This window comes from Arsukibacterium tuosuense (assembly GCF_900215315.1).
GTDB lineage: Bacteria > Pseudomonadota > Gammaproteobacteria > Enterobacterales > Alteromonadaceae > Alishewanella > Alishewanella tuosuense.
Window position 1 is genome coordinate 277227 of sequence record NZ_OBEB01000006.1, and the last position, 24333, is coordinate 301559.

Below are 24333 nucleotides of genomic sequence, written 5' to 3' on the forward strand. Positions count from 1 at the left end.
TTAATATCAGGCCTTTGCATGCTGAAGTATATCAATCACCAGCTTAATCCAGATAGCGACGCTCAAGCGGCATCTGAGCAAAAAGTCGCTGCCGGTGTCAAACAGCGTTTTAACAATAATCTTAGGGCTTTAGCTCAGTATATTCCCTCTGTATTGCCAATTGCTCAACAGCATACTATGCAGCAGTATTCAGTATTTTGTACCCATGCTTCTGAGCTGAATATTGTCGATTTCGCTACAGGCCGTGTCTGGTACAGCGAGAATCCCTCTGATGAAGTATTTTCTGAGGTGGACAGTTTTTGCAATCTTGCCCCTTACATTAATGTTGAGAGCAATGGTGAAGCTGTTAGTGCTGAACAGCCCTGGCCGGCTGAACGCTTACCTTCTCAGTTAGACATTGTTGTTATGTTTGGCTTGGGGCTCGGGTATCAGCTGAATGAGTTGCTGCAACGAGTAAACATTAAGTACCTTATCGTTTATGAACCCAATGTTGATACATTGATTTGTTCACTGCAGGCCAACGATTGGGGACAGCTTCTGGAAACAGCAGCGAGTAATGGCACGCAGCTTTTTCTGCAACTTGAAAATGATGGTAGCTCGGTGACGGAAGACCTGGCAGAACTGCGGAATGTCGCAGAATTTAACCGGGTTTACATTTATCGGCATTACTGTCATCCAGTTATGGATAAAGTTGCAGAATATTTGTTTGTAAACAGTGGCCGTCCTGAACAGTTGCTTGGTGGCACCGCTCAGTTTTCGGCATATGAAGATTATAACGATTACGTGGCGGAGCGTAGCGTTAATGTGCTTGGAAATTTGCATCCACAAGCAGTAAAACCGGCTGGAGATTTGGTTCAGCGAAATATGGTGGCGTTACAGAAATTTTATCCCAAACTGCATGATGAGATAGAAAAACACCAAAACGGACACTGGCAACTTTCTCTGGATCAAAACAATAAAAGTAATTTGTATCACCCCGGTCGAAAAGTTTTTTTTTATCATGACCTTGATTCTGAGTCAGAAACTCTGGTAACTCACTTTACCCGCCACCCCTACAAAGATGATGTGTTACTTGGTCAGACTTCGGTAGACAAGTTTAGTCATTACATTCATTACTCACACATAGCAAAAACGCAGCCACTGATTAATAAACAGCTACAACAGAAAATTCAGCTGCCGGAAGAAGTTGATTCACTGATTATCTTTGGTGTAGGTCTTGGTAAACACATTGAGATACTTACTGAGCAATATAAAATTAAGAATCTGTATATTTGTGAGCCTAACATAGATTTTTTTGCCGCGAGTCTCAAAGTAACAGCCTGGGCTGATATCTTTGAGAGAGCTGAGCAAAATGACCAGCGAATTTATCTTAATCTGGGGGGTGATGGCTCAACCTACTTTTACGATTTACTCGCTCAATTTTATCAGGTTGGCGCATACTCTATCGCAGATACCTATATGTTTTGCTCTTATTTTAATCAGAAAATGCACAAGGCTATCGCTGATTTGCGTGCTGAATTAAAAGTTGTTCTGGCGCTAGGAGAGTATTTTGATCATTGTCGTTACGGCATTGCTCACACATACAATAGTCTTGCAAAGCAGCATAAGTTTTTACGCTACGACAATAGTGACTATCGTGATTTGGCTGCGGTTAATCTGCCAGTTTTTGTGGTCGGCAATGGTCCGTCTTTAGACAGCAGTTTCAGCTATTTACAGGAGCATCGTGAAAATGTCGTCATAATCAGTTGTGGCACTGCATTATATTCTTTGTATAAAAAGGGTATAAAACCTGACTTTCATGCCGAAGTCGAACAAAACCGTTCGACATTTAATTGGGTGAGTCAGGTAAAGGATGCTGCTTATTTAAAAGACATTCGACTGATAAGTGTCAACGGTATTCATCCCGATACAGCAGAGTTGTTTAAAGAAACCTTGTTGTGTTTTAAAGATGGCGAGTCATCAACTAACTTTTTTGATCTGCGCCTGAAAAAACAAGGTGTTCATGTCGCATCGCTTAGTTACGCTTACCCAACGGTAACTAATTTAGTCCTTAATTATGTGTTGCGGCTGGGTTTTAAAGTGTTTTATCTGTTTGGGGTTGACCTTGGGTACGCTGATGTCCGGCAACATCATTCGCAATCCTCGGCTTACTATCGCCAGGACGGTTCAGAAGTTTATGACTACCAGCAAACTCATGGTGGCGGTATGCCTGCTAAGGGGAATTTTTTACCTTATGTGTTTACCAAGCCTGAATTTGATATGTCGCGAAAATTGCTGGAACAGGCTATCAGCAAAGCCGGACGCAAAGTAGAAATCTACAACTGCAGCAACGGCGTGAAGATTGACGGTGCTGTGCCATTGCAGCCGGAAAATATTTTGTTCAGGGATTTACCTGAACATAAAGACCAGTTGTTGCAACAGTTGATAGATAACGCCTACTACCCAGATTTATCTGCGCACGCCCAGCAAATATTTAATCAAATCGATTTTGTAACGTTTCGTCGCACTATTGACGCCTGGCTGGTGCTATTTGACGAACAGATTACCACACAAGAACAAGCCAAAACCTTTATTTCTAGACAATGGCGCTTGTTGCAAACCGCTGCGCGAGACCCGTCAGATCCAACCTTTTATTTGTTTTACGGTAGCACCAATTACTTCGGCGGCCTGATGACAAAAATCGCCTCTTGTATCAGTGATGATACACCGGAGATCTTGCCGGTGTTTAATCAGGTTCTACAGGTATGGCGTGATTATGTGCAAAGCGCCGGCGAGCAGTTTGAGCAACAGCCGTTAAAGTTTGACGATGTGGATGTACAACACTTGTTTGCCAAAAGCTGACGCGTTAGTTTTTTGACATTTTATCGGTGTAAAACCGGTAATATTCTGCATATCGCCTACAGAGTCAGGTTATTTTATCCTGTGCAAAATGTGGCGTTATCTTTGCATGCTCAAGTCCATTATAGTTTGGTTATTGCGCTGAATGGAAAGGGAAAAATGACAATTGCAGATATTAAGCAAACAGGCATCATCTTAATTGATTGCCAGGATAGCGTCGGCGATGATGTGTACTTTAATACTGCGGACCCGCAGAGCAATGTGCTGGTGTTTAACTGCGGCACCAAAGGCTATGTAGAGCCTTTATTGTCTGCACTACGGACTCATTACGTAAAGTTTAACGCCGTAAGTTTTGTCACAAATAACGCTGGCATACATGCTGAGTTAACGCAGTTCTTTCCCGAACTGTTCCGGGGAGTTCACTTAATACATCGACTGCCATTGTCAAAAGCGGACATTGCGCAGCTGATGTCGGTTGCTGTGGCCCTTCCTGCTTTTGAGCTGAAGCTGGCGGAACCTTTGGTGTCAGCAGAATTTGAGAGGTTGAAGAGCTTCTTTTTGCTGGACGAACGTCTTACCGATATTGCTGAGCATGAATCAATAAGCCAGCTTACCGCTGCGTTTATTGCCGGGTTACAAGGCCAAAAATGCGCATTTTCTGTCTATGTACAGATTCGGTTACTGAATTTTTATGCCAACAGACTAAACAAATATGGTGAGGTCTATTTTAAAAGTCTGTCATTAAAACTGGGTGACACTAATGTCAGTATTTTACATCTGTGGCAATTGGTGTCGGATAGTCGCTTTACACTTAATCAGCGGTACTTTATCTATAACCAACTTCTGTCGTTGGAGTTTAACGGAGCGTTAAAAAACAAGTCTGATTTTAATACCCGTTTTACCGCATATAGCAATGTGGTGCGGGAGTTCGCGTTGCAATTGGGCCCCCCCGGCGCTTTTTTTGATAAAGAAGAGCGAAATCCCGATATCGTGTTTGTTTTTATCGCACAGTTTCTCAGCCCCAGGCATGCCCCGAGTAAAATTGTATTAGAAACCATTAAAGCGCTGTGCTTATCTGCAAATAAGCAGGTTGTATTAATAGACACCTGCGAGCTATTGCCCACGAGCGGTGCTTTGCCCTGGTACGATGCCGCATACGGTAGCAGGGGGCAATACAATGCTGAAACACTGACTTATGAGGGCGCGCGTTTTAATTATCTGCAACTCTCCGCCGGCATGCCTAATCTTGTCGAGATAAGCGGTGTGATTGAGTTGATTAAAACGTACAAGCCTTATTTCACCATAACAGTGGGCGAGAGTATTACTGCCGATATCATCAGCCAACTTGTGCCTAATGTGGTGGTACCAACAGTGTCGCGGTTGCCTCATACCTTAAGCCAATACAGGGTTTTTAATAAGCGTTTTATTACAAATGCCGACGAAGTGCCGGAGTGTTTGCAGCCGGGGATCTTGTCTATTGACATGTTACCTGAGCGCGCTTTGGCGCAGTCAGAGCTTACACGTGATCAATTTCGTATACCCCGCGATAAAGTTGTATTGGCCGTGCCCGGTAACCGGCTTGATGCGGAAATAGACGATAACTTTATTTCTATGCTGTTATGTATCTCCAGCGATAGATATTTTGTGGTCTTTGCCGGCGTTTTTAATGACTATGAAGATTACTGCAAAAGATTTCCTGTCCTGCGCAGTATCTCTGTTTTCGTGGGCTATCAGGAAGACTTTCCGGCATTTATAAAGCTGGTTGATATATATGTTACGCCACCACGTGTTGGTGGTGGTTTAACTGCATTGTGTGCATTGAGTATGGCCGTACCGGTTTTAACGTTGAAATACGGTGATGCTTATTCGTTTGCCGGTGAGCTTTTTGCTTTTAACACTTTGTCCGAAATGGGCAGTGTAATCAGTACTGTCTGCAATGACTTTACGGCGTTAGATGCGTTGAAAAGTAACGCTTTGCAACGGTTTGTTGAGCTTGAAGCTCTTAGTGATAAATATACAGACCTCTTTGACAACGTGGTGAATGGGCCAATGTTTAATGTAGCGTCTGTGGTGGAAAGGAGAGACTGAATGAAGCGTGTAGCCATTTCTCAGTCAAATTATATACCTTGGCGTGGCTATTTTGACCTGATTGCATCGGTGGATGAATTCATCTTGTATGATGATATGCAATATACCCGCAGGGATTGGCGCAACAGAAATAAGATAAAGACCGCGCAGGGAGCTTGTTGGTTAACGATTCCTGTTGAGGTAAAAGGTAAGTACTTTCAGAAAATTAAAGATACCAAAGTATCAGATAGCCATTGGTATAAATCACACTGGCAAACGCTTTCGCAAAACTATAAGAAATCCAGATATTTCGCCGGGATTGCTGCCTGGCTTGAGCCTCTGTACCTGGCTGAAAATCAGGACATGCTGTCAAATATAAACTACACCTTTATTGCGGCGATATGCCGCTACTTAGGTATCAACACTACTATTTCACTGTCTTCTCAATACCAACTGATTGACGGGAAAACAGAACGATTGGTCGATATTTGCCGGCAGGCAGGCGCGGGGCTCTATGTATCAGGCCCGGCGGCAAAAGATTATCTCGATGTAGCCTTGTTTGAACAAGAAGGTATTGATGTCGGATGGGCTGATTACAATGGTTATCCGGCGTATCCCCAACAATGGAGTGGGTTTGAGCCTTTCGTCAGTATATTAGATCTGTTGTTTAACTGCGGTCCTGAGTCACTTTTCTATATGAAAAAGCCAACGGATTCGCTGATCAAATATGAGGGCAAAGCATGAAAGACAACAGTGGCATTATTAGTCAGGTATCTGATTATTACTCAAGTAAGCTTTGTGAGCATGGCGCAACCCCGCAGGGTGTGGATTGGAATGGCGCAGAGGGACAATTTCTGCGCTTTGAGCAATTGAACAAGGTTATTTGCAACAACGGAAAGTTTACGCTAAACGATATTGGCTGTGGCTATGGCGCTTTCTATGATTTCCTGCGGACAAAATACAGCTCTTTTGATTATGTCGGCGTTGATGTTGCTGCCAGTATGATTTCAGCCGCCCGGCAGCGCTATATTGGTTCAGCTAATGCAAAATTTCTCTGTGGTGCGGTACCGGAAGTCGCGGCAGACTTTACTGTGGCCAGTGGTATTTTCAATGTCAAATTGGAAAATTCAATACATGATTGGCAAAGTTATTTGATTGAAACTATTGCTATTATTGATAAGTTCAGCACGAAAGGGTTTGCCTTTAATTGCCTGACGTCGTACTCGGATGCTGAGAGAATGAAAGACGGACTTTTTTATGCTGATCCCTGTGAATTGTTTAACCATTGCAAAATACATTACGGCCGGAATGTTGCTTTATTGCATGACTATAATCTGTTTGAATTTACGATTATTGTGAGGAAGTCATGAAAAATAAATTAGTTATATTTGGTTCGGGCGATATCGCACAATTAGCACACTACTATTTCAGCAATGACAGCCTCTATGATGTAGTGGCTTTTACTGTCGACAGCGAATACAAGACGGTTGAGGAGTTTTGCGGTTTACCTGTAATCGCATTCTCTGAGCTGAAGGCGTTTTTTTCACCGCAGGACGTCAGCGTGTTTGTGGCGTTGAGTTACTCTAAATTGAATGCTGTAAGAAAAGAGAAATACCTCGCGGTTAAAGCTATGGGATATACCCTGGTGAGTTATATCAGCAGCAAGGCGACAGTATTGAACCAGCAGGACATCGGAGAGAACTGCTTAATTCTCGAAGATAACACCATCCAGCCTTTTGTTAAAATTGGTAATAACGTGACCTTGTGGAGCGGCAATCATATCGGCCATCACTCGATAATACGGGATCACACTTTTATTGCTTCACATATCGTTGTATCCGGCGGTGTAGATATAGGCGAGCAATGTTTTATCGGCGTTAATGCCACATTGCGTGATCATATTCGGATTGGCGACCGCTGTGTTATTGGTGCCGGTGTATTATTGCTGGCTAATGCAGAAGCTGATGGCTTGTACAAAGGTACCGCTACAGAGCGGTCTGCATTGCCAAGTTCAGGGTTGCGCAGAATATGACATTTCAACCTGAATGGCAAAAATTGGGCTTGCTGTATAGTCCGCAAGGCAAAACCCGTCACGCTAAACTGGCTACACATGCGGCCAACCCCTTAGCGTTGCATATGGCTGATGATGTCTTTCGGGTATATTACAGTGGCAGAGACGAGCAAAACCGCTCTTCTGTAGGGGCGGTAGATATCGATATTGTTCGCGGCGAAGTGGTTAAAGATCATTTTGAACCATTTTTGATACATGGCGCTGCCGGCAGTTTTTTTGCTGACGGCATCAGTATTGGTAATCACTATCAGGTTAACGGTTCAACCTTTATTCTCTTTATGGGTTGGCAAACCCCGTCGGAGGGGCATTGGCGGGGTGATATTGGCCGGATAACCGTGGCTGAAGATTTGACTTTGCAAGTGACAGACAGGCAACCCTATTTGGCTTTGGACACGGATGATCCTATCAGTCTGTCTTATCCCTGGGTTATGCAAACCGCACCTGAGCGCTATGACATGTGGTACGGTTCAACTCTTACGTGGGAAGCTGAGAACGGTGAGATGGTGCATATCATCAAGCATGCGCAGTCTGCCGATGGCGTTAGCTGGCACAAGACCGATTCAGCAGTACCCTATCAGCTAAACTATGCGCAGGTGTTTTCCAGACCTTCTGTCATTAAAAGTTCTGAGCATAGGCTGGATATGTGGTTTTCTTACCGTTGCGGTACAGGGCAGAAATACCGTATTGGCTATGCATATAACACTGGTGAGGGCTGGCAACTGGCGTTGAACAACAGTGGTATCGATGTCTCAGAATCTGGTTGGGATTCCGAGATGATTGAGTATCCGTTTGTGTTTCAGCATAAAAACAAAACGTACATGCTTTACAGCGGTAATGGATATGGCCGTACTGGTTTTGGTCTGGCGGTTCTGAACACGCCGTAAATACGCATCTGAAGGTCCTTAAACTATGGATGAAGGCAAAATTCCAACGCAGAGCTATGGCATTCTTGAGCAGAAGCAGGTGCTCACTGACATTGAAGAAATCAGGGAGCAATTTTTAACCAACGGCTATGCTATTTTGGATGCCGGCTTGTCCGGTGCAGACATTGCCACTATACAAGCGGATTTTGACACCCTGTCACAGCGTTATATTACGCATTATGGCAGTGACAAGTTGAAAAGTTGTGATGAATATCACACGGTAAGAGCGCCGCTATTGTTTGAGAACAGCGATACGTTTTTACGCTTAGCGTTAAACCCTGTCCTGCTCGAATTCGTCAGTAGTGTTATTACCGGTAGTTTCATCCTTAACCAGCAAAATGCAATTACGAATCCTTCAAGGCAACCTTATAATCAAGGGAAATGGCATAGAGATTTGCCTTATCAACACTTTGTAAGTTCACGCCCTATCGCGGTAAATGCGCTGTACTGTGTCGATGATTTTACCAGTGATAATGGTTCTACCTATGTTTTACCCTTTTCTCATTTGCGGGAAGAAATGCCCTCAACGCGGTATATAAAAAATCATGCTGTTCAGGTATGTGCAAAAGCAGGCCGGTTTATAGTGATTAATTGTATGACTTTCCACACCGGCGGCTTCAACCTTTCACCTTTAGATCGTCGCGCAGTCAATCACTTGTTCAATATTCCTTTTTTTAAACAGCAGATAAAAATACCCGGCAATTTGTCTGAAGAGGGTTTAAATGAGAAACAGAAGAAAATTCTCGGTTTCGGCTTCGACGAAATACAGTCTGTTGATGCTTTTGTCGCGCAGCGGCTACAGCGCCTTTGATGATTAAATGCAGGGATATCAGCATGCAAATTCCTTTTAACAAACCTTATATGACAGGTAAAGAGATCCAGTATATTGCCAAAGCGCACAAGCTTGGCAAGCTTGCCGGAGACGGTGACTTTACCGCTAAATGTCATGACTGGCTTGAGCAGCAGACCGGTTGCAACAAAGCGTTGTTAACCCATTCGTGTACTGCCGCACTGGAAATGGCCGCTATTCTGTTAGATTTGCAGCCGGGCGATGAAGTAATAATGCCTTCCTATACTTTTGTGTCCACGGCCAACGCCTTTGTCTTGCGCGGTGCTGTGCCTGTTTTCGTTGATATCAGATCCGACACACTGAATATCGATGAAAAGCTGATTGAAGCGGCTATTACGGCGCGAACCCGCGCGATAGTGCCTGTGCACTATGCCGGTGTGGCCTGTGAGATGGATACGATTTGTGCTATTGCTGCGCGGCATGGTCTTAAGATTGTAGAAGATGCTGCACAGGGCGTGATGTCGACATACAACGGCAGGCCGCTCGGAACTATAGGCGATATAGGAGCCTACAGTTTTCATGAGACAAAGAATGTCATTTCAGGCGAAGGTGGTGCCCTGTTAGTAAACCGGCCTGATTTAGCTACAAGAGCCGAAATTATCCGTGAGAAAGGTACCGACAGAGCACGGTTCTTCCGCGGCGTTGTAGACAAGTATACCTGGCAGGATATTGGTTCCTCATTTTTACCGGGTGAGATTATTGCAGCATTTCTGCTGGCTCAGCTGGAAGACGCTCAGAATATAACTGCACTTAGGCTTGCTCGCTGGGATTATTATCATACTTTACTTGAGAAAGCCGAAAATGAAGGCTTGCTCACAAGACCGTCAGTGCCTGCGCATTGTGGCCATAACGCACATATGTACTATGTGTTACTGCCGGCGCAACTCGAGCGGCAGGTAATTATGGATAAACTTAAAGAAAAATTAATCAGTACAGTGTTTCATTACATACCATTGCACAACTCTCCCGCGGGGCAACATTTTGGTCGTGCTGCGACTACTATGGCAGTAACAGATGATGCGTCTGCACGGATTTTAAGATTGCCATTGTGGGTAGAGCTTACCGGTGAGCAACAGGAGTATATCGTTAGCGCCTTACTGGAAAGTATCAATGAACTGATTCATGGGAAGCATTATGAACCCTCCGAAGCTTCACAGGCATAGTATTCAATGTCTGCAGAGGCCCGGAGGGCTGCTGGCGGATATCAAACGAAACTGATATTGGCTCTTTGTTTGCCATAAATAACTTTGGCAGATGAGATAAATTGATACGGCAATTCTACATAGGCGACATCTGAGTTTGAGATAGCTATATCAACAGCCTGAATCATCTGGGAACCCTTTCTGACCAGGATTACGTCAGACCAGTCAGTATTGGTAAGTGCAAGCGGGATAAAATCTGTACGCTTCATAAAGCTTGTCAACGCTTCCAGAACGCCAAGATTCTGTTTAGTACCGGCATCACTGTGACAGCAGTCATTCAGTATCATAAAGCCGTTTGGCGCCAATAATTCTTTGTAGTACATCAGGTCCCGTAAAACATACTCATACTGATGACTGGCATCGACATATATCAGATCAAACTTGTCTATGCCGGTAGCGGGGCGTATTTTACTGATTGCTTTAATCGTATCGTCGCGGATCATAGTGACATTGCTAAAGTCGCTAAACTTAACTAAACATTCTTCGTATATTTTGTCAAAAGTTGACTGTTTGTTAAGAGAGCCGCCGAAGTAGTAGGAATAGGTCTCAACCGGATTTATCCAGGGTGGCAAAGTGTCAAAAGGGCTATATGTTTTTGTAATATCTTTACTCCAACTATCAATCAGCACCATGTGTTCAGGAGATAAAATATTATACATATTTAGTGCGTTCTCGCCTCTTAGTACGCCAAGCTCAGCAATCAAAGGTTTCTTACCGTAAGCGTTAAATACAGCGCTGACGACATGTAAGAAAAATTCTCTGTTAGCATTGCAAACTTTCATATAGCCACCCGTTAATTAAAAAAATCACAGATAACCAGCAATTTTTATGCCGCTATTTATATATACTGACTGTAGATCTTACTTATGCCGTAAGACGTGTATCAGGCGTGCAGCTGAGCACCTTGTCGTTTATAAACAGCTAAAATTAGTCTGGTTTTTTTATTCCCGGTGTCATCTGATTGACTATGGGGTGTATGATAACAGTACTGAGCCGCTGGCCGGATTTGACTGTACGACTACAGAGGAAGAAAAATGAAAACCGATCGCACTTTCGAGTTAAAACAGGCGTTGTTAAATAAATACCACTCTGCAATAGACAGTGCGGCGGATACCCCCGGAAAAAGCGGCTTTGTTGATTTAACAGCTAATCAATCAAGCAGTGACAAGCTAAACAAAGCAATGTACGACAATTCACAGTCTGTTGAGATATACAGAAATTTTCTTAACTGGCTGTTTGGTACTTTTAACGTAGAGGAAATGGACTTTCGCAGAGACTGTTTTGAACGACTGGGGAATATCACGGGTAAAAAAATACTGATCACCAGTTGCGGACTTGGAGAAGATATTAAGGTCGCGGCAATGTTGGTGGGCAAAGATGGATTTGTGCATGCACAAGACCTTAGCAGGCATTTCATTTCTCTGGCGGCAGATAAGTATTCTGCGGAAAATATTGTTCTTACTGTTTCCAACGCCTTAGATCTGCCGTACAAAGATGGCTATTTTGACGCCGTTTTCCACTTTGGCGGGATAAACCTTTTTGGCGATATCGGGCTGGCCATATCGGAAATGAATCGGGTTTGTAAAGTTGGCGGAACCATTCTATTTGGTGATGAATCTGTAGCTGAGCATTTAAGAGCAGATGATTACGGCAAGATGTTTATGGAAAATAATGCCCTTTGGCAAGAAAAAGTACCACTTGAACATCTGCCATTATGTGCATCTGACATAAGCCTGAGTTACGTTTTAGGTAATTGTTTTTATCTTATCAAGTTCACTAAATCTGACCAATTGCCTTATGCAGATATTGATATAGAGCATGTGGGTTATCGCGGCGGCTCTGTGCGCAAGCGGTATTTTGGAAAGATTGAAGGTATTGCTCCGGATTTGAAAAATTCACTCTACGAGCTGGCTAAGAAAGAAGGCAAATCTGTCAGCCGGATTATCGAGGAACTAATCAAAACCAGATTGTAATGAAGATGTCCGGAAACAGCCCGGTGCCGTTATTAAAAACCGCCACTTGCACAGAGAATTTTATAGCCGTGGTTTAGAAATAATATTCTCTGATAAGTAATCTTTATAACTGCAGTCGGGCATCGTTTGCATTTGCCTTAATACCTCTTCACGTGACAGCCAGCCATTCAGATGAGCAATTTCCTCCAGACTGGCAATTTGATAGCCTTGCCGCTTCTCGATGGTTTCGACAAAGGTAGACGCTTCCGACAAGCTCTCATGTGTACCTGTATCCAGCCAGGCAAAACCACGGCCGAGCAATTCAATTTGCAGTTGTTTCTGCGCCAGATAGGCCTGATTTACACCGGTAATTTCCAACTCACCACGCTTTGAAGGGCGCAGATTTTTGGTTATCTCAACAACATTATTATCGTAAAAATACAGTCCGGTAACGGCATATTTGCTTTGCGGTTGCGCCGGTTTTTCTTCTATAGATTGTACTTTAAAGTCGGCGTCGAACTTTACTACGCCAAAACGTTCCGGATCTTTTACCTGGTAGCCAAAAATCACTGCGCCCGGCAGGCGACTGCGCGCTCTGTGTAATTTAGGAGTGAAGCCTTCGCCATAAAAAATATTGTCGCCCAGCACCAGACATACATCGTTATTGCCAATAAACTGCTCTGCAATTAAGAACGCCTGAGCAATACCTTCTGGCTTATGCTGCACGGCGTACTGCAGATGAATGCCAAATTTGCTGCCATCACCCAGTAAGCGCTGAAATGCGGCTTGTTGGTCAGCAGTGGTAATCAGAAGAATATCGCGGATACCCGCCAGCATCAGAACGGATAAAGAGTAGTAAATCATCGGCTTGTTATGAATAGGCAATAGCTGTTTGGAAATGCCCAGCGTAATAGGGTAAAGCCTGCTGCCGGTGCCCCCGGCCAGTAATATACCTTTCATAACTGCTCGCTATTCTATAACAATGTAAGAGGTAAGCGGACTCAGCGGCGAGCGTCGTATGGTGTATTTATCCAAACCAAATACCTCTTTTAATGCCAGCGTTTCTCCAGGAAACTTATGGTAATTCAGTTCATCAAAACCTATCACACTGCCTTTGGTTAAATGGTCCTTGATTAATTCCAGACATATTTTGGTCGGCTCGTAAATGTCAAAGTCAAAGTAGGCCATGGCGATAATAGTCTGTGGATTATCTGCCAGGTATCGCTCCAGGGTAGCTGTGGCATCACCTTTAACAAGTTCATACTTTTTAATGTGGCTTAGCGGACTTTCTGATTCATGATATTGCAACACACTGTCCAGGTAGTGCTCGTAACCTTCTGTAACGCTGTAAGCACCTTTTTTAATAACGTCGTTGTTGCCGTCTTTTTCAGACACGGATGGGAAACCCTCGAAGGTGTCAAAACCAATGATCTTACGGTTATAGTTGTAAGGTTCATACATGCCACGAAACGAGGAAAATAGCGCGAGGTTTTGCCCCCAACGCACGCCAAACTCCATTATCACACCGTGCACCGGCAGTGCCTTCTTATACAATTCATCCATAAACATAATACGCGACAGGTCCTGTCGGCGCATAAACAGGCCTAAGTTGTTCAGCATTTCTGCCGGTGGCACCGGGCAGTCGCTAAAGGTTTGGTAAAAGCTCTTGCGGCTATCGGCTTCTGTAGCGGATGAATCTGTTGATACCACCGGTTTGGTGTTTGCTTTGTTATTCATATTTTTTATTCCCGAAAAGTAAGGCTTACTCAGGTGTGACATAAGCGATCAGCTCGCGGCCAAAGCCCAGGGCTGTAATGGCTTCAGCATAGCGAATATAATTGTCGATGTTTTTGCCAATCATAAAGTTTTTACTAAATACCCGGCTAAAATGTATTTGTAACTGTGCCTCAGACGGCTTGGGCATCGCTTCAATAAAACCCAGCGCGTGGCGTTGTTCGGTAAATTTTGTTTGATCAGACATTATTGTGGTTACCTTTTAGCAACGGCATCAGCTCAGTAAGAGTATGCAGCCGGGTTTTAGCATCATAGCCGGGTTTAGCCTGCACATTCTTATGGCAGCCAGTCAGTATACGAATGGTTCCGGCGCCTTTTTTATTTAGATTAACAAAGTCTTTTGCCGGATTATCACCGATATAAACCAAATCCTGCCAGCGGCATTGTTCTGCTTGTTGGATTAAATCAAAACAATGGGTAGAAGGTTTTGCATGCTTTATGCCAAAGCGGTGGGTAATAAATATACGCTTAAAATAAGGTGCTAAACCCAGCGCTTGCACTTTGTTTTGCTGCACTATTTTATGACCGTCGGTAACAAGGTACAGCGGCCCTGGCAGGCTTTGCAGCATTTTCCGGTGGGTAGGCGGCAGTGAGAGCTGCGGTTTATGCAACCGGTAGCGGTGTACACAGGCGCTGATATTGGTTTTAGTGGCTAAGTTATGGGGTGCTAACCAATCGTCAAAAATACGTCCGCGGCCCTGGCTGTCTAACAACTGACATAAGCGCTGAAAACTGGTAGCGGCATCTAATTGCCAGCACTGCTGCGCCATATCGGCTACGGAACGAAAGCCACTTTCAACAAACTGGCGTTCATCGTATAAGGTGTCATCCAGATCAAAAATCAGGATCATACTGGTAGGTATCCATACTGTATCGCAGTTGCCTGATGGACTGCGTTGCTGCGGTATATGCTGTCAGGGTAGCCTCTGGCTGCATGGCTTGCAGAAAGCTCCAATACAGGCTGTCCAAGCCGGCCAAGATGCTTAACGTAGAGGCTCCGCCAAAACGGCTGTTGCACTCTATAATATGCGGCTTGCCTTTAGCATCAATTATAGCCTGCATCACCACCGGGCCTGTTAGTTTCAGCTGCCTCAATATTTTGCTGCATTGTTGCGTTAAAGCCGCATCGGTAAAGGTGGTGCTAATTTGTGATTCGCCGGCGACTACTTTATCGCGCTGTCGCAGCACCAGGCCTTTTACACTGCTGTCTTGATCCAGCCAGGCGTCGATACTGACTTCTTTGCCACTTTGCATAGGCTGATAGAGTGGATTCTGTAACTGTTTAGCATGCTGAATGGCCTGTGCCTTGCTCAGGGCAAGGCCTATTGATTTGGCGCCGGCACCAAAACGCTCTTTAACAACAAACTGCTCTGCGATGACATTATCAATATGTAATGACGCCGGAATAATGGGTAATTGATGCTGCTGGCCAAAGTCAGCAAAGGCCAGTTTATCCAGACATAAGGCTGTGCCGGTGGCCGGTGATACAATAATCTGGATGCCGGCCTCGGCAAAATAGGGCTTACTTTCAGCCCAAAACAACAGTTCTCCATCCCGGCTGGGCAGAATAACCTTGATATTTCGCTCAATACAGCCGCGGCGCAGTTCAGCTTTATTTGCATTAACTGTGGCTGGCATTTGCCAGAAACTGTCAGCAAAGGCTCTGCTTACGCACAGCGGCTGCATGTCACCGGCAATAATACCGCCGGTTGGAAACAGCCGAAGCCAGGCTTGCCTGGCTGCTTGTAACATAGGAATTTTAGCACCTGCACTGGTTAACAGGAGTGCAGCGCCGGCTTGGGACTCTGTCACAGTAGATCCCAGCTTAGCGGAGTGCCCATTACTACATCCTGCTTTACCTTGCGACCTAGAAACTGTGGCAGGTACTTCGGCTCCAGGCCAAGCCCGGGGCGCACAGAGCGCAGGTTATCTGCAGTAAAAATATCACCGGCTTGCATATCTTTGGCAATATAAAGTGAGCGGCGGTGTATCCGTGAAGCAATTTCTTTGGCAGTACAACCATAATGCACTTTACCTAACGCATCTTTAGCTTTACGGCATTCTGATACCAGCAGGTTGAATTCGGCAGGCTCCATCGAAAAAGCCGCATCAATGCCGCCTTCACTGCGGTCCAGTACAAAGTGTTTTTCAATTACTGTTGCACCCAAGGCGACAGCAGCGACGCTGACACCAATACCGGCGGTGTGATCAGATAAGCCGACCTGACAGCCAAACAGCGCCGCTAAATGCGGAATAGTATGTAAGTTGGCGTCGATGGGGCGGGCCGGGTAATTGCTGGTGCATTTTAACAAGATAATGTCACGGCAACCGTTACGTTGCAGCACGTCAACTGCTTCAGCCAGTTCGGCTTGGGTGGCCATGCCGGTAGACACAATAACCGGCTTGCCGGTGCGGGCAACGGCGGCAATCAAACCATGGTCGATATTTTCAAACGAGGCAATTTTATAGCAAGGCACATCCAGTTGTTCCAGATAGTCTACCGCGGTTAAATCAAACGGTGAGCTGAACGCCAACATACCTAACTCATTTGCGCGGTCGAACAGCGGTTTGTGCCATTCCCACGGGGTCATAGCTTGCTTGTACAAATTGTAAAGTGAGCTGCCGTGCCAGAGGCTATCAGGGTTATCGATATAGAACTCGTTATCGTGCACATCAAGCGTAATGGTATCCGGAGTGTAGGTTTGCAGTTTAATCGCGTCGGCTCCACACATCGCTGCCGCTTCCACCATTAACAATGCTTTGTCCAGACTTTGATCATGGTTACCGGATAATTCTGCAATAATAAATGGCGGTTGATCCGGACCTACCGCGTGTTTGCCAAGCATAATTACTGCCATTGCTTACCCTCGTTACTGATGTCCGTTACTCAGTGTCTTCATTATAGTTTCAGTTACCAGTGGTGTGCCTGCGGCAGCCGGTATCAAACCGGCTGCCGTGCGGCCCATACTATCAAGCAGTGCTGGCCTGGACAGGTAATAGCACAGTCGCTCTGCAAAGAACTCTGCTGACATATCAGCAGCCTGTCCCAACCACACACAAGCGCCAAGCTGGTCAAGAAAAGCCGTTGTCGCCTGCTGATTTTCGGCAACGGTAACAACCAAACCTGGCAGAGCACTAATACACCTTTCCCAATGACTGGCACCACCACCACCAAGCATGAGTCGTGCCTGATGCATTAACTTCGCCATATAGTTACATTGCACATGTAACCGCATATTGGGCAGGCTCGCAGTTAGTTTGTAAATTTCTGCATGCCACGGGTTATTAGCTCCAATTACAATATCGGCCGTAAGTCCCGGAATCTTTAGTTTATTGACTGCATCGATAGCCAGGCTAGTTAAATTTTGCTCGTCACTGCCGCCAAAGCCAATCAGTATCCGGTCAGAAACGCGTTGCTCCGGGGGGTGATAAAATTCTTCGCGCAATAGCGCATATCGCGGCCCGGTAAGCACTTTACAGTGAACCGGCACCAGTTTGCCATACCGCTGCTCTGCGTTGGCTACCAGGTTTTGATCCAGCAATAGATCGCAATCATAGCTGCGGTTGGCCAGATCATCTATTTGCATAATATGCCGAAAATGGCTTCGCAGTTGCCGGCTGTAATCCGCGGCCAGCGCGTAGTGATCTATAATCAGCAGGTCATAATTCTGTGTGAGTTGTGCAAGGGTTGCACTTGCATCTGCCATTTCAGTAGCAATAACATCCGGTAACGGCAGTATGTTAAAGCCCTGTCTGCGGATAACATCAGCCAGATGACCGGATGTTAACCGGCAGGCAAAATCACAGTTGGCACCAAGCTTTCGTAAAGCATCTGCCAATGTCAGGCAGCGCATAACATGGCCTGAACCTAACGCAACAGAAGCATCGGTGCGAAACAGTACCTTCACTGCGCAGGCGCCTGTAACAGTTGATACAACAACTCAGCACGACGCCAATCTTCAGCAGTATCAATATCCTGTACCAAATGAGCCGGTAACAGCAGCATTCGCGAACCGGTGCCGAATACGGCTTTAGCAGTATCCAGCCAGGTATCAGCGGTTGCCCAGTACAGTTGGCCGGCATCATGGAATGTCTCAGCCAGATCTTGTGAGCGCTGCATAATGCTGGCCGGGTCAAACGGCACTACGCCTTCTGCGTTTTGCAGCAAGGCGCGCTGAATGGGAAAAGAAAAACGGGCGGCGCTAAACACATAATCGGCTTTACTGCTTAACAGCATCCGGTATGCGGCTGCAATACGTTCGCTGTCTAATAACGGGGTAGTTGCATAGATGCAGGCACAGCTGCTTAACGGCCAACCCAGTTGTTGCAACTCCTTAATGGCGTTACGTATTACGTCTGTGGTGCCGGTAAAGTCATCCGCCAGCTTTGCCTTGCGCATAAACGGTGTTTCTGCACCGTACTGGCGTGCTATGGCGGCTATTTCGGTGTCATCGGTGGAGACGACTACTTTATCTACCACGCCACTGTTCAGTGCAGCCTTAATTGGATAAGCCAGCATAGGCTGGCCACAAAACAGTTTAATATTTTTACGTGGAATACGCTTACTGCCGCCACGAGCCGGAATTATGGCGACTCTCACGTTAATAGCTCTTTTAGTGTATCAGCGATAAATTGCTGCTGTTCGCTGCTTAACTCCGGAAACATCGGCAAACTGATAATCCGCTCGTAAAAATCTTCTGCGTGCGGAAAATCGCCCCAGTCAAAACCGAGTTGCTGATAGTAGGGCTGGGTATGGATTGGAATATAATGCACGTTCACCCCAATGCCGGCAGCGCGCAAGCCATCGAATACCGCTTTGCGTTTGGTTTTGTCATCCAGCCGGATAATATAGAGATGCCAGGCGCTGATAACAGAGGGGTCTGGTTCAGGTAAACCAATAGTAAGGTTTGCCAATAAGTCGTTATAGCTGGCAGCCAGCATTTGGCGTTGTTGCATAATAGGCAGCAAGCGTTGGCTTTGGCTTAACCCCAGCGCAGCTTGCAGATCGGTCATCCGGTAATTTAAACCCAGTTGGAGTTGCTGATAATACCAGGCACCATGACTGGGTTCTGTCATCAGGTTTTCATCACGGCTAATGCCGTGGCTGCGAAGTAAACGCATTCTATCGACAAGGCTGGTATTATTTGTCAGGGCGGCGCCACCTTCGCCAGTGGTGATAATTTTTACCGGATGAAAGCTGAACACGGTGATATCACTGTAACGACAGCAACCGACGGGTTCATCCTGATAACTCGCTCCTACAGCATGCGAGGCATCTTCAATAATCTGAAATCCAAACTCATTGGCCAGATAATGGATTTGCTGCATATCACAGCTGGCGCCAGCCAGATGCACCGGAATAACCACTTGCGGTAAGGTATCATTGCTTCGGGCGAGCTCCAGTTTCTGCCTCAGTTGATCCACTGCCATATTGCCGGTGTCCGGCTCTACATCAACAAAATCGATCATGGCGCCACAATACCGGGCACAATTAGCCGAGGCGACAAAGCTGATAGGGGAGGTCCAGACCCGGCTGCCAGGGCCAACACCTAATGCCAGGCAAGCGATATGCAATGCGGATGTAGCACTGTTAACGGCAACAGCATACTGTGCTGTAGTTAATTTACAAAGTCGTTGCTCAAAAGCCGGCACCGCCGGCCCCTGGGTTAAAAAATCACTTTGCAACACCTCAACAACGGCATCAATGTCCTGCTGGCTAATATGTTGGCGGCCATAGGGGATCATTAAGCATAATCCTGGTTAAACTGGCGAATAGTCTCTATATCCATAAAATCAGGGTTGGTATCAGACACATATTCAAAGTTAACATCTACAGGCTTGCCTTTCTCACCCAGGGCATTGCCACTAAAGTCATTGCTGCGATTAAAAAACTTGATGGCCGGCGCAATCACATAATGGTCAGCAAATTCATAGGTATGATAAGACATATCGCCCGGACACATCATTTCGTGCAGTTTTTCACCAGGGCGGATGCCAACAATTTTAACAGGTAAATCAGGCGCCATCGCTTTGGCTAAATCGATAATTCGAATTGACGGAATTTTAGGCACGAAAATCTCACCGCCAAGCATCCGTTCAAAGTTTTTCAAGACAAAATCTACACCTTGTTGCAGGCTGATCCAGAAACGAGTCATTTCAGCATGCGTCACCGGCAGGTGATCATGGCCTTTAGTAATAAGCTGCTGAAAAAACGGCACGACGGAACCCCTGGAGCCTACTACATTGCCATAACGAACAACGGAGAAGCGTGGCCGGGTGCCGCCGGATATATTGTTGGCTGCCACAAACAACTTATCGGAGGCGAGCTTGGTAGCACCATATAAATTAACCGGGTTGGCCGCTTTATCAGTGGACAAGGCAATCACCTTTTCCACATTGTTATCAATCGCCGCATTGATAACGTTTTCGGCACCGTTTATATTGGTTCTGATACACTCCATCGGGTTATATTCGGCAGCGGGTACCTGCTTTAAAGCTGCAGCATGAATGACGAAGTCAACGCCATGCATGGCTCTGCTCATCCGCTGGGCGTCACGGACATCGCCAATAAAATAACGCATGCAACTCTGGTCAAACTTTTGCTGCATTTCGTATTGTTTCAGCTCGTCACGCGAATAAATTATAATTTTTTTTGGCTTGTAGCGCGCGAGCAGTGTTTCGGTGTACTTGTGGCCAAAGGAGCCGGTACCGCCGGTAATTAAAATTGTTTTTCCATCAAACATAGCGCGCCCTCAAACAATTATTTCGCATTTTGCTGCCTTCTGACTTTAGCACAAAGTTGTTAGCTTGAAGTGCTATTTGCATATAGTAAGCATAAAGTATGCCCGAAATAAGATTGTTAGTACTTTTATAGCGTTAGCGGAATAATGCTGGTCTGAATGTCCTCTGGGTATTAAGTTGGTACATTATTGCCAGATCGGCTAAACTATAACCAATTTGTTTGCTTAAGTGGTGCAGTTATGAAACTGAATGACTCAACGGGTTTAAACAGTCTGAATCAGGCGCAGCAGCAACAGGAAAGTTTGCTGAAAAAACTGGCAACGGCGCGGCGGATTAACAGCGCTGCTGATGATGCTGCAGGTTTGCAAATTGCCAATCAGTTAAGTAGCAGTATTAATGCCAACGCGCAGGGTGAACGTAATGTTTACGATGGTATCTCATTGGCCCGGGTGTATGAGCAGGGCTTGCAGGGTATTAACGATAACCTGGGTGAACTTAACCGCTTGGCGGTGGCTGCCGGTAATGGCATCTACGGTGCAGAAGAACGGCAGGCGTTACAAAAAGAAGCGGACAGCTATCTGGCGAATATCCAGCAAACTATCGATAACACGGAGTTTGCGGGTAAAAAGTTATTTGGTGCTGATGCCAGTGTCGCCTTTGGTACGGGCAACGGCGCAGTCAATCTGACGACCACAGACGTGCAAACTGCTTTACAAAATGAAGATGCATTTAATATCGACTTCACTTCGGCAGCATCTGCTGAGCAGTCGTTAAGCCGGATAACCGATTCAATAGAACTGATTGGTGGTTTACAGGCACAGGCAGGGGCTGAAGCCAACCGCTTTGCCAGTGCCGGCAGTAATTTGAATAGTCAGCAGATTGCAGAATCAGCTGCCCGTAGCCGGATTGAAGACTTAGACTACGCTAAAGCGACCAGTGAAAAAACGGCGGCCGATATTCTGAGTCAAAGCTCAACCAGCGTGGCTATGCAAGCCCGGATGCAACAGCAGCAGGCATTAACTCTGCTGAGTTAACCATTGCATTAATCATCTATACCTTGCAAACGCTATTTTTTTGACAGCTGTCAAAAAAATAGCGTTTATGGTTGCAAGCTCAGGCTAGCGCAGTACAATGAAATCAAAGCAATAACAATAATGCGGCACAATGGCAGCAAATCCTCCTCTCTATATTGTTGACTCACAGCAGCGTCGCGCCGAGAGACTGGCGACAGTTCTCAGTTTTATTAATGAACCTCATCAAGCGCTCAATTATCAGGCGCTGCGGCAGCAGCTGACGCTGGATACCGCTGCGGTTGTACTGCTTGGCGCTATTGGCGAGAGCGAGCACGCTGAGTTATTGTTGCGATATCCGCGCTGCGCTTTTTTACTGATCGGCGAGCCGCTAACCCCGTTGTTGCAATATCCCAATGCTGTTGGCTTGCTGACAGAGCCATTTTCATATAACTCTCTGACGCAACTGCTGCGGGATTGTCAGCAATATCATCGTTTGTTACCCGGTCAGCGCCAGACTGAAACTACCCTGAAATTTGATGGCATGGTCGGTCAGACAGAGCCGATGCAGCAAGTCCGCTTTTTGATCTCTCAGGTTGCGAAAACCGATGCCAATGTGCTGGTATTGGGGCAGTCGGGTACCGGCAAAGAGGTTGTTGCCCGCAATATCCATTTATTGTCTAATCGCGCAGCGGGGCCTTTTGTGCCAATTAACTGCGGTGCCATTCCGGCTGAGTTACTGGAAAGTGAGTTATTCGGTCATGAAAAGGGCGCCTTTACCGGCGCAATTTCCACCCGTAAAGGCCGGTTTGAACTGGCTCAGGGCGGTACCCTGTTTCTGGATGAAATTGGTGATATGCCCCAGCCAATGCAGGTTAAGTTATTGCGGGTGCTGCAAGAGCGCATTTTTGAGCGGGTTGGTGGCAGCCAGACCATTAAAGCTGATGTCAGGATTATTGCTGCTACCCACCGTGATCTGGAACACATGATTACCGAAGGACAGTTCAGGGAAGATTTATTTTACCGGCTAAATGTCTTTCCAATTGAAACGCCGGCTTTAAGTGAGCGTTGTGATGATTTACCCCTGCTTATCCAGGAGCTACTGAACCGTCAGGCCGCAGGTCATCAGGGGCGGATCCGGTTTACTGAGCGGGCACTGGAGAGTCTGAAGCTGCACAGCTGGCCGGGGAATGTACGTGAGTTGGCAAATTTACTGGAGCGAATGCTAATCATGTACCCGGACCAGGTGGTGGATGTCGCCGAGTTACCGCAAAAATACTGTTATCTGGATGTAGACAGTTATCAGCCTGAATACCCGGAAGCGTTGCTGGAACGCGATATGCTCAATGATCTGTTTGCTGCCAGTGCCGATGATAATGATAACGAAGATAATGATAGTTTTAACCGCAGTGATAACAGACAGCATAGCACAGGCAACACCAGTGGCATCGCCGTTAGCCTGCCGCAACTCAGTGATATTCCGGCCGATGGTTTCGACCTGAAAGAATACCTGGCGGAGCTGGAAGTTCAACTGATATCCAACGCTTTGCAACACCATGATTATGTTGTTGCCCGCGCCGCAGAAGTATTGGGACTGCGCCGGACCACTCTGGTTGAAAAAATGCGCAAGTATAACCTTGGCCGGGACGAATAGCGGCATTTTGTCAAGCCTTTGACGGTGCAACTCCGCTTTTTATCATAATAATCAATAATTTAACCTTGGCATAATCTCTGCATCGACTTTATTATTTGAATAAAGGTCAGTTGTTATGCCAGGTGTCAGCCACTTTACTTTAAGCAATTCTCAGCCAGCACTGAGCCAATCTGCGTTTTGCCAGCAGGATCTGAGTAGCATGGTCAGTCAGGCTTTGGCAGGGCTTAACAGTGTTGCTGACAATCGCCTGCAGCATATTATAAATGTGTTGCCTGCCGGGGTGGTGCTGCTCAGTGCCAGAGGCATTGTGTCAGAAGCTAACCCGGTTGCGACGACGATGCTAGGCCAACCTTTATTGGGCCAGCCCTGGCTTGAAGTAATAAACCGTTGTTTCGCTCCGCGCAGTGATGATGGCCTGGAAGTGTCTTTAAAAGATGGCCGACGGATTAAGCTCGAAATCAGTCCCCTGAGTCCGGAGCCTGGCCAGCTGATTGTGCTGACAGATCTGACGCAGACCCGGCAATTGCAAAGCCGCTTGGCTCATTTACAACGCTTATCTACCCTTGGCAAAATGATGGCAACTCTGGCCCATCAGATACGCACGCCACTGTCATCCGCGATGTTGTATGCTGAAAATCTGGGGAGCAGTAAGCTTACCCCGTCTTCACAGCAGCAGTTTCAGCAGAAACTGCTGGCCAGGTTGCATGATCTGGAGCAGCAGGTAAATGATATGCTGTTATTCGCTCGTGCCGGCACCGCGCAGGCCGTGCAACCTTTTACCCTGCAAACGCTCCTGAATGAAGTTGACGCTGTAGCAGAGGCATTACTGCAGCAGCATCAGGCACAGCTTACCATCAGTACCCGCTGTCAGGACTTGTATTTACTGGGCAATCTGAGCAGTCTGGCCGGCGCTGTTAATAATCTTATTCAAAACAGTATTCAGGCCGTTAGCAGTGGCTCCCATATCCATATTTCTGCCCGCCAGGAAGGCACCAGCTTACAACTAACTGTGAGTGATAATGGCCCCGGCATTGCCGCTGATTTACATCCTCACATTTTTGAGCCTTTTTTCAGCAGACGGCAACATGGTAGTGGTTTGGGGCTTGCCGTGGTGCAGGCAGTGGTGAACTCGCATCAGGGCAATGTCCAATATGTGCAACGCCCGGATTGTGGTGCCTGCTTTGTTATTAATCTTCCCATTCATTTTTCAAAATCAACAAACTAGCACGCT

At 46.2% G+C, this 24333-nt stretch carries 23 protein-coding genes; 12 read left to right on the forward strand and 11 right to left on the reverse strand.

The window, feature by feature from the left end; genetic code table 11:
- Positions 1-18 precede the first annotated feature (18 nt).
- The 8 genes from CRO03_RS13870 to rffA all read left to right on the forward strand — a co-directional run bounded on the left by CRO03_RS13870 (position 19) and on the right by rffA (position 9912).
- The gene (locus CRO03_RS13870; RefSeq protein WP_097112220.1) at positions 19-2841 is read left to right on the forward strand and encodes a motility associated factor glycosyltransferase family protein; all 2823 of its coding nucleotides are present in this window, start codon (positions 19-21) and stop codon (positions 2839-2841) included.
- An 81-nt stretch (positions 2842-2922) separates the two neighbouring features.
- On the forward strand, positions 2923-4926 hold the full coding sequence (locus CRO03_RS13875) for a glycosyltransferase family protein (RefSeq protein WP_141397752.1): 2004 nt from the start codon (positions 2923-2925) through the stop codon (positions 4924-4926).
- Positions 4927-5649: a WbqC family protein gene (locus CRO03_RS13880; protein ID WP_097112222.1), complete on the forward strand. Its 723-nt coding sequence runs from the start codon at positions 4927-4929 to the stop codon at positions 5647-5649.
- Positions 5646-6275, forward strand: coding sequence for a class I SAM-dependent methyltransferase (locus CRO03_RS13885; RefSeq protein ID WP_097112223.1), 630 nt, complete (start codon positions 5646-5648; stop codon positions 6273-6275). Before CRO03_RS13880 ends, CRO03_RS13885 begins: the two co-directional genes overlap by 4 nt.
- The gene (locus tag CRO03_RS13890; protein ID WP_097112224.1) at positions 6272-6937 is read left to right on the forward strand and encodes an acetyltransferase; all 666 of its coding nucleotides are present in this window, start codon (positions 6272-6274) and stop codon (positions 6935-6937) included. The genes CRO03_RS13885 and CRO03_RS13890 overlap by 4 nt, the downstream gene beginning before the upstream one ends.
- The gene (locus tag CRO03_RS13895; RefSeq protein ID WP_097112225.1) at positions 6934-7860 is read left to right on the forward strand and encodes a hypothetical protein; all 927 of its coding nucleotides are present in this window, start codon (positions 6934-6936) and stop codon (positions 7858-7860) included. Before CRO03_RS13890 ends, CRO03_RS13895 begins: the two co-directional genes overlap by 4 nt.
- Positions 7861-7885: 25 nt before the next feature.
- Entirely contained in the window at positions 7886-8710 is an 825-nt protein-coding gene (locus CRO03_RS13900; RefSeq protein ID WP_097112226.1) for a phytanoyl-CoA dioxygenase family protein, read from the forward strand.
- 23 nt (positions 8711-8733) lie between these two features.
- Positions 8734-9912: a dTDP-4-amino-4,6-dideoxygalactose transaminase gene (gene rffA / locus CRO03_RS13905; RefSeq protein ID WP_097112291.1), complete on the forward strand. Its 1179-nt coding sequence runs from the start codon at positions 8734-8736 to the stop codon at positions 9910-9912.
- Between the two features lie 41 nt (positions 9913-9953).
- On the opposite strand, the gene CRO03_RS13910 is transcribed toward rffA, so the two are convergent.
- A complete protein-coding gene (locus CRO03_RS13910) occupies positions 9954-10733 on the reverse strand; it encodes a class I SAM-dependent methyltransferase (RefSeq protein WP_097112227.1) in 780 nt (259 codons plus the stop codon).
- Between the two features lie 252 nt (positions 10734-10985).
- On the opposite strand from CRO03_RS13910, the gene CRO03_RS13920 reads away from it, so the two are divergent.
- The gene (locus CRO03_RS13920) at positions 10986-11924 is read left to right on the forward strand and encodes a class I SAM-dependent methyltransferase (protein ID WP_097112229.1); all 939 of its coding nucleotides are present in this window, start codon (positions 10986-10988) and stop codon (positions 11922-11924) included.
- Between the two features lie 60 nt (positions 11925-11984).
- Here CRO03_RS13920 and rfbA read toward each other — a convergent pair whose 3' ends face one another.
- From rfbA to pseB, 10 genes are read right to left on the reverse strand one after another with little or no spacing between them, the layout of a single operon-like run.
- Positions 11985-12863: a glucose-1-phosphate thymidylyltransferase RfbA gene (gene rfbA / locus CRO03_RS13925; RefSeq protein ID WP_097112230.1), complete on the reverse strand. Its 879-nt coding sequence runs from the start codon at positions 12861-12863 to the stop codon at positions 11985-11987.
- A 9-nt stretch (positions 12864-12872) separates the two neighbouring features.
- The gene (locus CRO03_RS13930) at positions 12873-13640 is read right to left on the reverse strand and encodes a class I SAM-dependent methyltransferase (RefSeq protein WP_141397753.1); all 768 of its coding nucleotides are present in this window, start codon (positions 13638-13640) and stop codon (positions 12873-12875) included.
- Between the two features lie 25 nt (positions 13641-13665).
- Positions 13666-13884 (reverse strand): hypothetical protein, encoded by a 219-nt coding sequence (locus CRO03_RS13935; RefSeq protein ID WP_097112231.1) that lies wholly within the window; start codon positions 13882-13884, stop codon positions 13666-13668.
- The gene (locus tag CRO03_RS13940) at positions 13877-14548 is read right to left on the reverse strand and encodes an HAD family hydrolase (protein ID WP_097112232.1); all 672 of its coding nucleotides are present in this window, start codon (positions 14546-14548) and stop codon (positions 13877-13879) included. The genes CRO03_RS13935 and CRO03_RS13940 overlap by 8 nt, the downstream gene beginning before the upstream one ends.
- Complete coding sequence (locus tag CRO03_RS13945; protein WP_097112233.1) at positions 14532-15509, reverse strand: ATP-grasp domain-containing protein; 978 nt, start codon at positions 15507-15509, stop codon at positions 14532-14534. The genes CRO03_RS13940 and CRO03_RS13945 overlap by 17 nt, the downstream gene beginning before the upstream one ends.
- Complete coding sequence (gene pseI / locus CRO03_RS13950) at positions 15506-16555, reverse strand: pseudaminic acid synthase (RefSeq protein ID WP_097112234.1); 1050 nt, start codon at positions 16553-16555, stop codon at positions 15506-15508. The genes CRO03_RS13945 and pseI overlap by 4 nt, the downstream gene beginning before the upstream one ends.
- Positions 16556-16567: 12 nt before the next feature.
- Positions 16568-17605, reverse strand: coding sequence for a UDP-2,4-diacetamido-2,4,6-trideoxy-beta-L-altropyranose hydrolase (gene pseG / locus CRO03_RS13955; RefSeq protein WP_097112235.1), 1038 nt, complete (start codon positions 17603-17605; stop codon positions 16568-16570).
- A complete protein-coding gene (pseF, locus tag CRO03_RS13960; protein WP_097112236.1) occupies positions 17602-18297 on the reverse strand; it encodes a pseudaminic acid cytidylyltransferase in 696 nt (231 codons plus the stop codon). Before pseF ends, pseG begins: the two co-directional genes overlap by 4 nt.
- The gene (gene pseC, locus CRO03_RS13965) at positions 18294-19442 is read right to left on the reverse strand and encodes a UDP-4-amino-4,6-dideoxy-N-acetyl-beta-L-altrosamine transaminase (protein ID WP_097112237.1); all 1149 of its coding nucleotides are present in this window, start codon (positions 19440-19442) and stop codon (positions 18294-18296) included. The genes pseF and pseC overlap by 4 nt, the downstream gene beginning before the upstream one ends.
- Positions 19442-20440 carry a UDP-N-acetylglucosamine 4,6-dehydratase (inverting) gene (pseB, locus tag CRO03_RS13970; protein ID WP_097112238.1) on the reverse strand — a complete coding sequence of 333 codons (999 nt, stop codon included), beginning with the start codon at positions 20438-20440 and terminating at the stop codon, positions 19442-19444. Before pseB ends, pseC begins: the two co-directional genes overlap by 1 nt.
- A 237-nt stretch (positions 20441-20677) precedes the next feature.
- Here pseB and CRO03_RS13975 point away from each other — a divergent pair, with 237 nt between their 5' ends.
- The 3 genes from CRO03_RS13975 (at position 20678) to CRO03_RS13985 (ending at position 24327) form a co-directional block, all read left to right on the forward strand.
- Positions 20678-21472 carry a flagellin gene (locus CRO03_RS13975; RefSeq protein ID WP_097112239.1) on the forward strand — a complete coding sequence of 265 codons (795 nt, stop codon included), beginning with the start codon at positions 20678-20680 and terminating at the stop codon, positions 21470-21472.
- Between the two features lie 130 nt (positions 21473-21602).
- Complete coding sequence (locus CRO03_RS13980) at positions 21603-23102, forward strand: sigma-54 dependent transcriptional regulator (protein ID WP_097112240.1); 1500 nt, start codon at positions 21603-21605, stop codon at positions 23100-23102.
- A gap of 115 nt (positions 23103-23217) precedes the next feature.
- Positions 23218-24327 (forward strand): sensor histidine kinase, encoded by a 1110-nt coding sequence (locus CRO03_RS13985; RefSeq protein ID WP_170949021.1) that lies wholly within the window; start codon positions 23218-23220, stop codon positions 24325-24327.
- Positions 24328-24333: the final 6 nt, after the last annotated feature.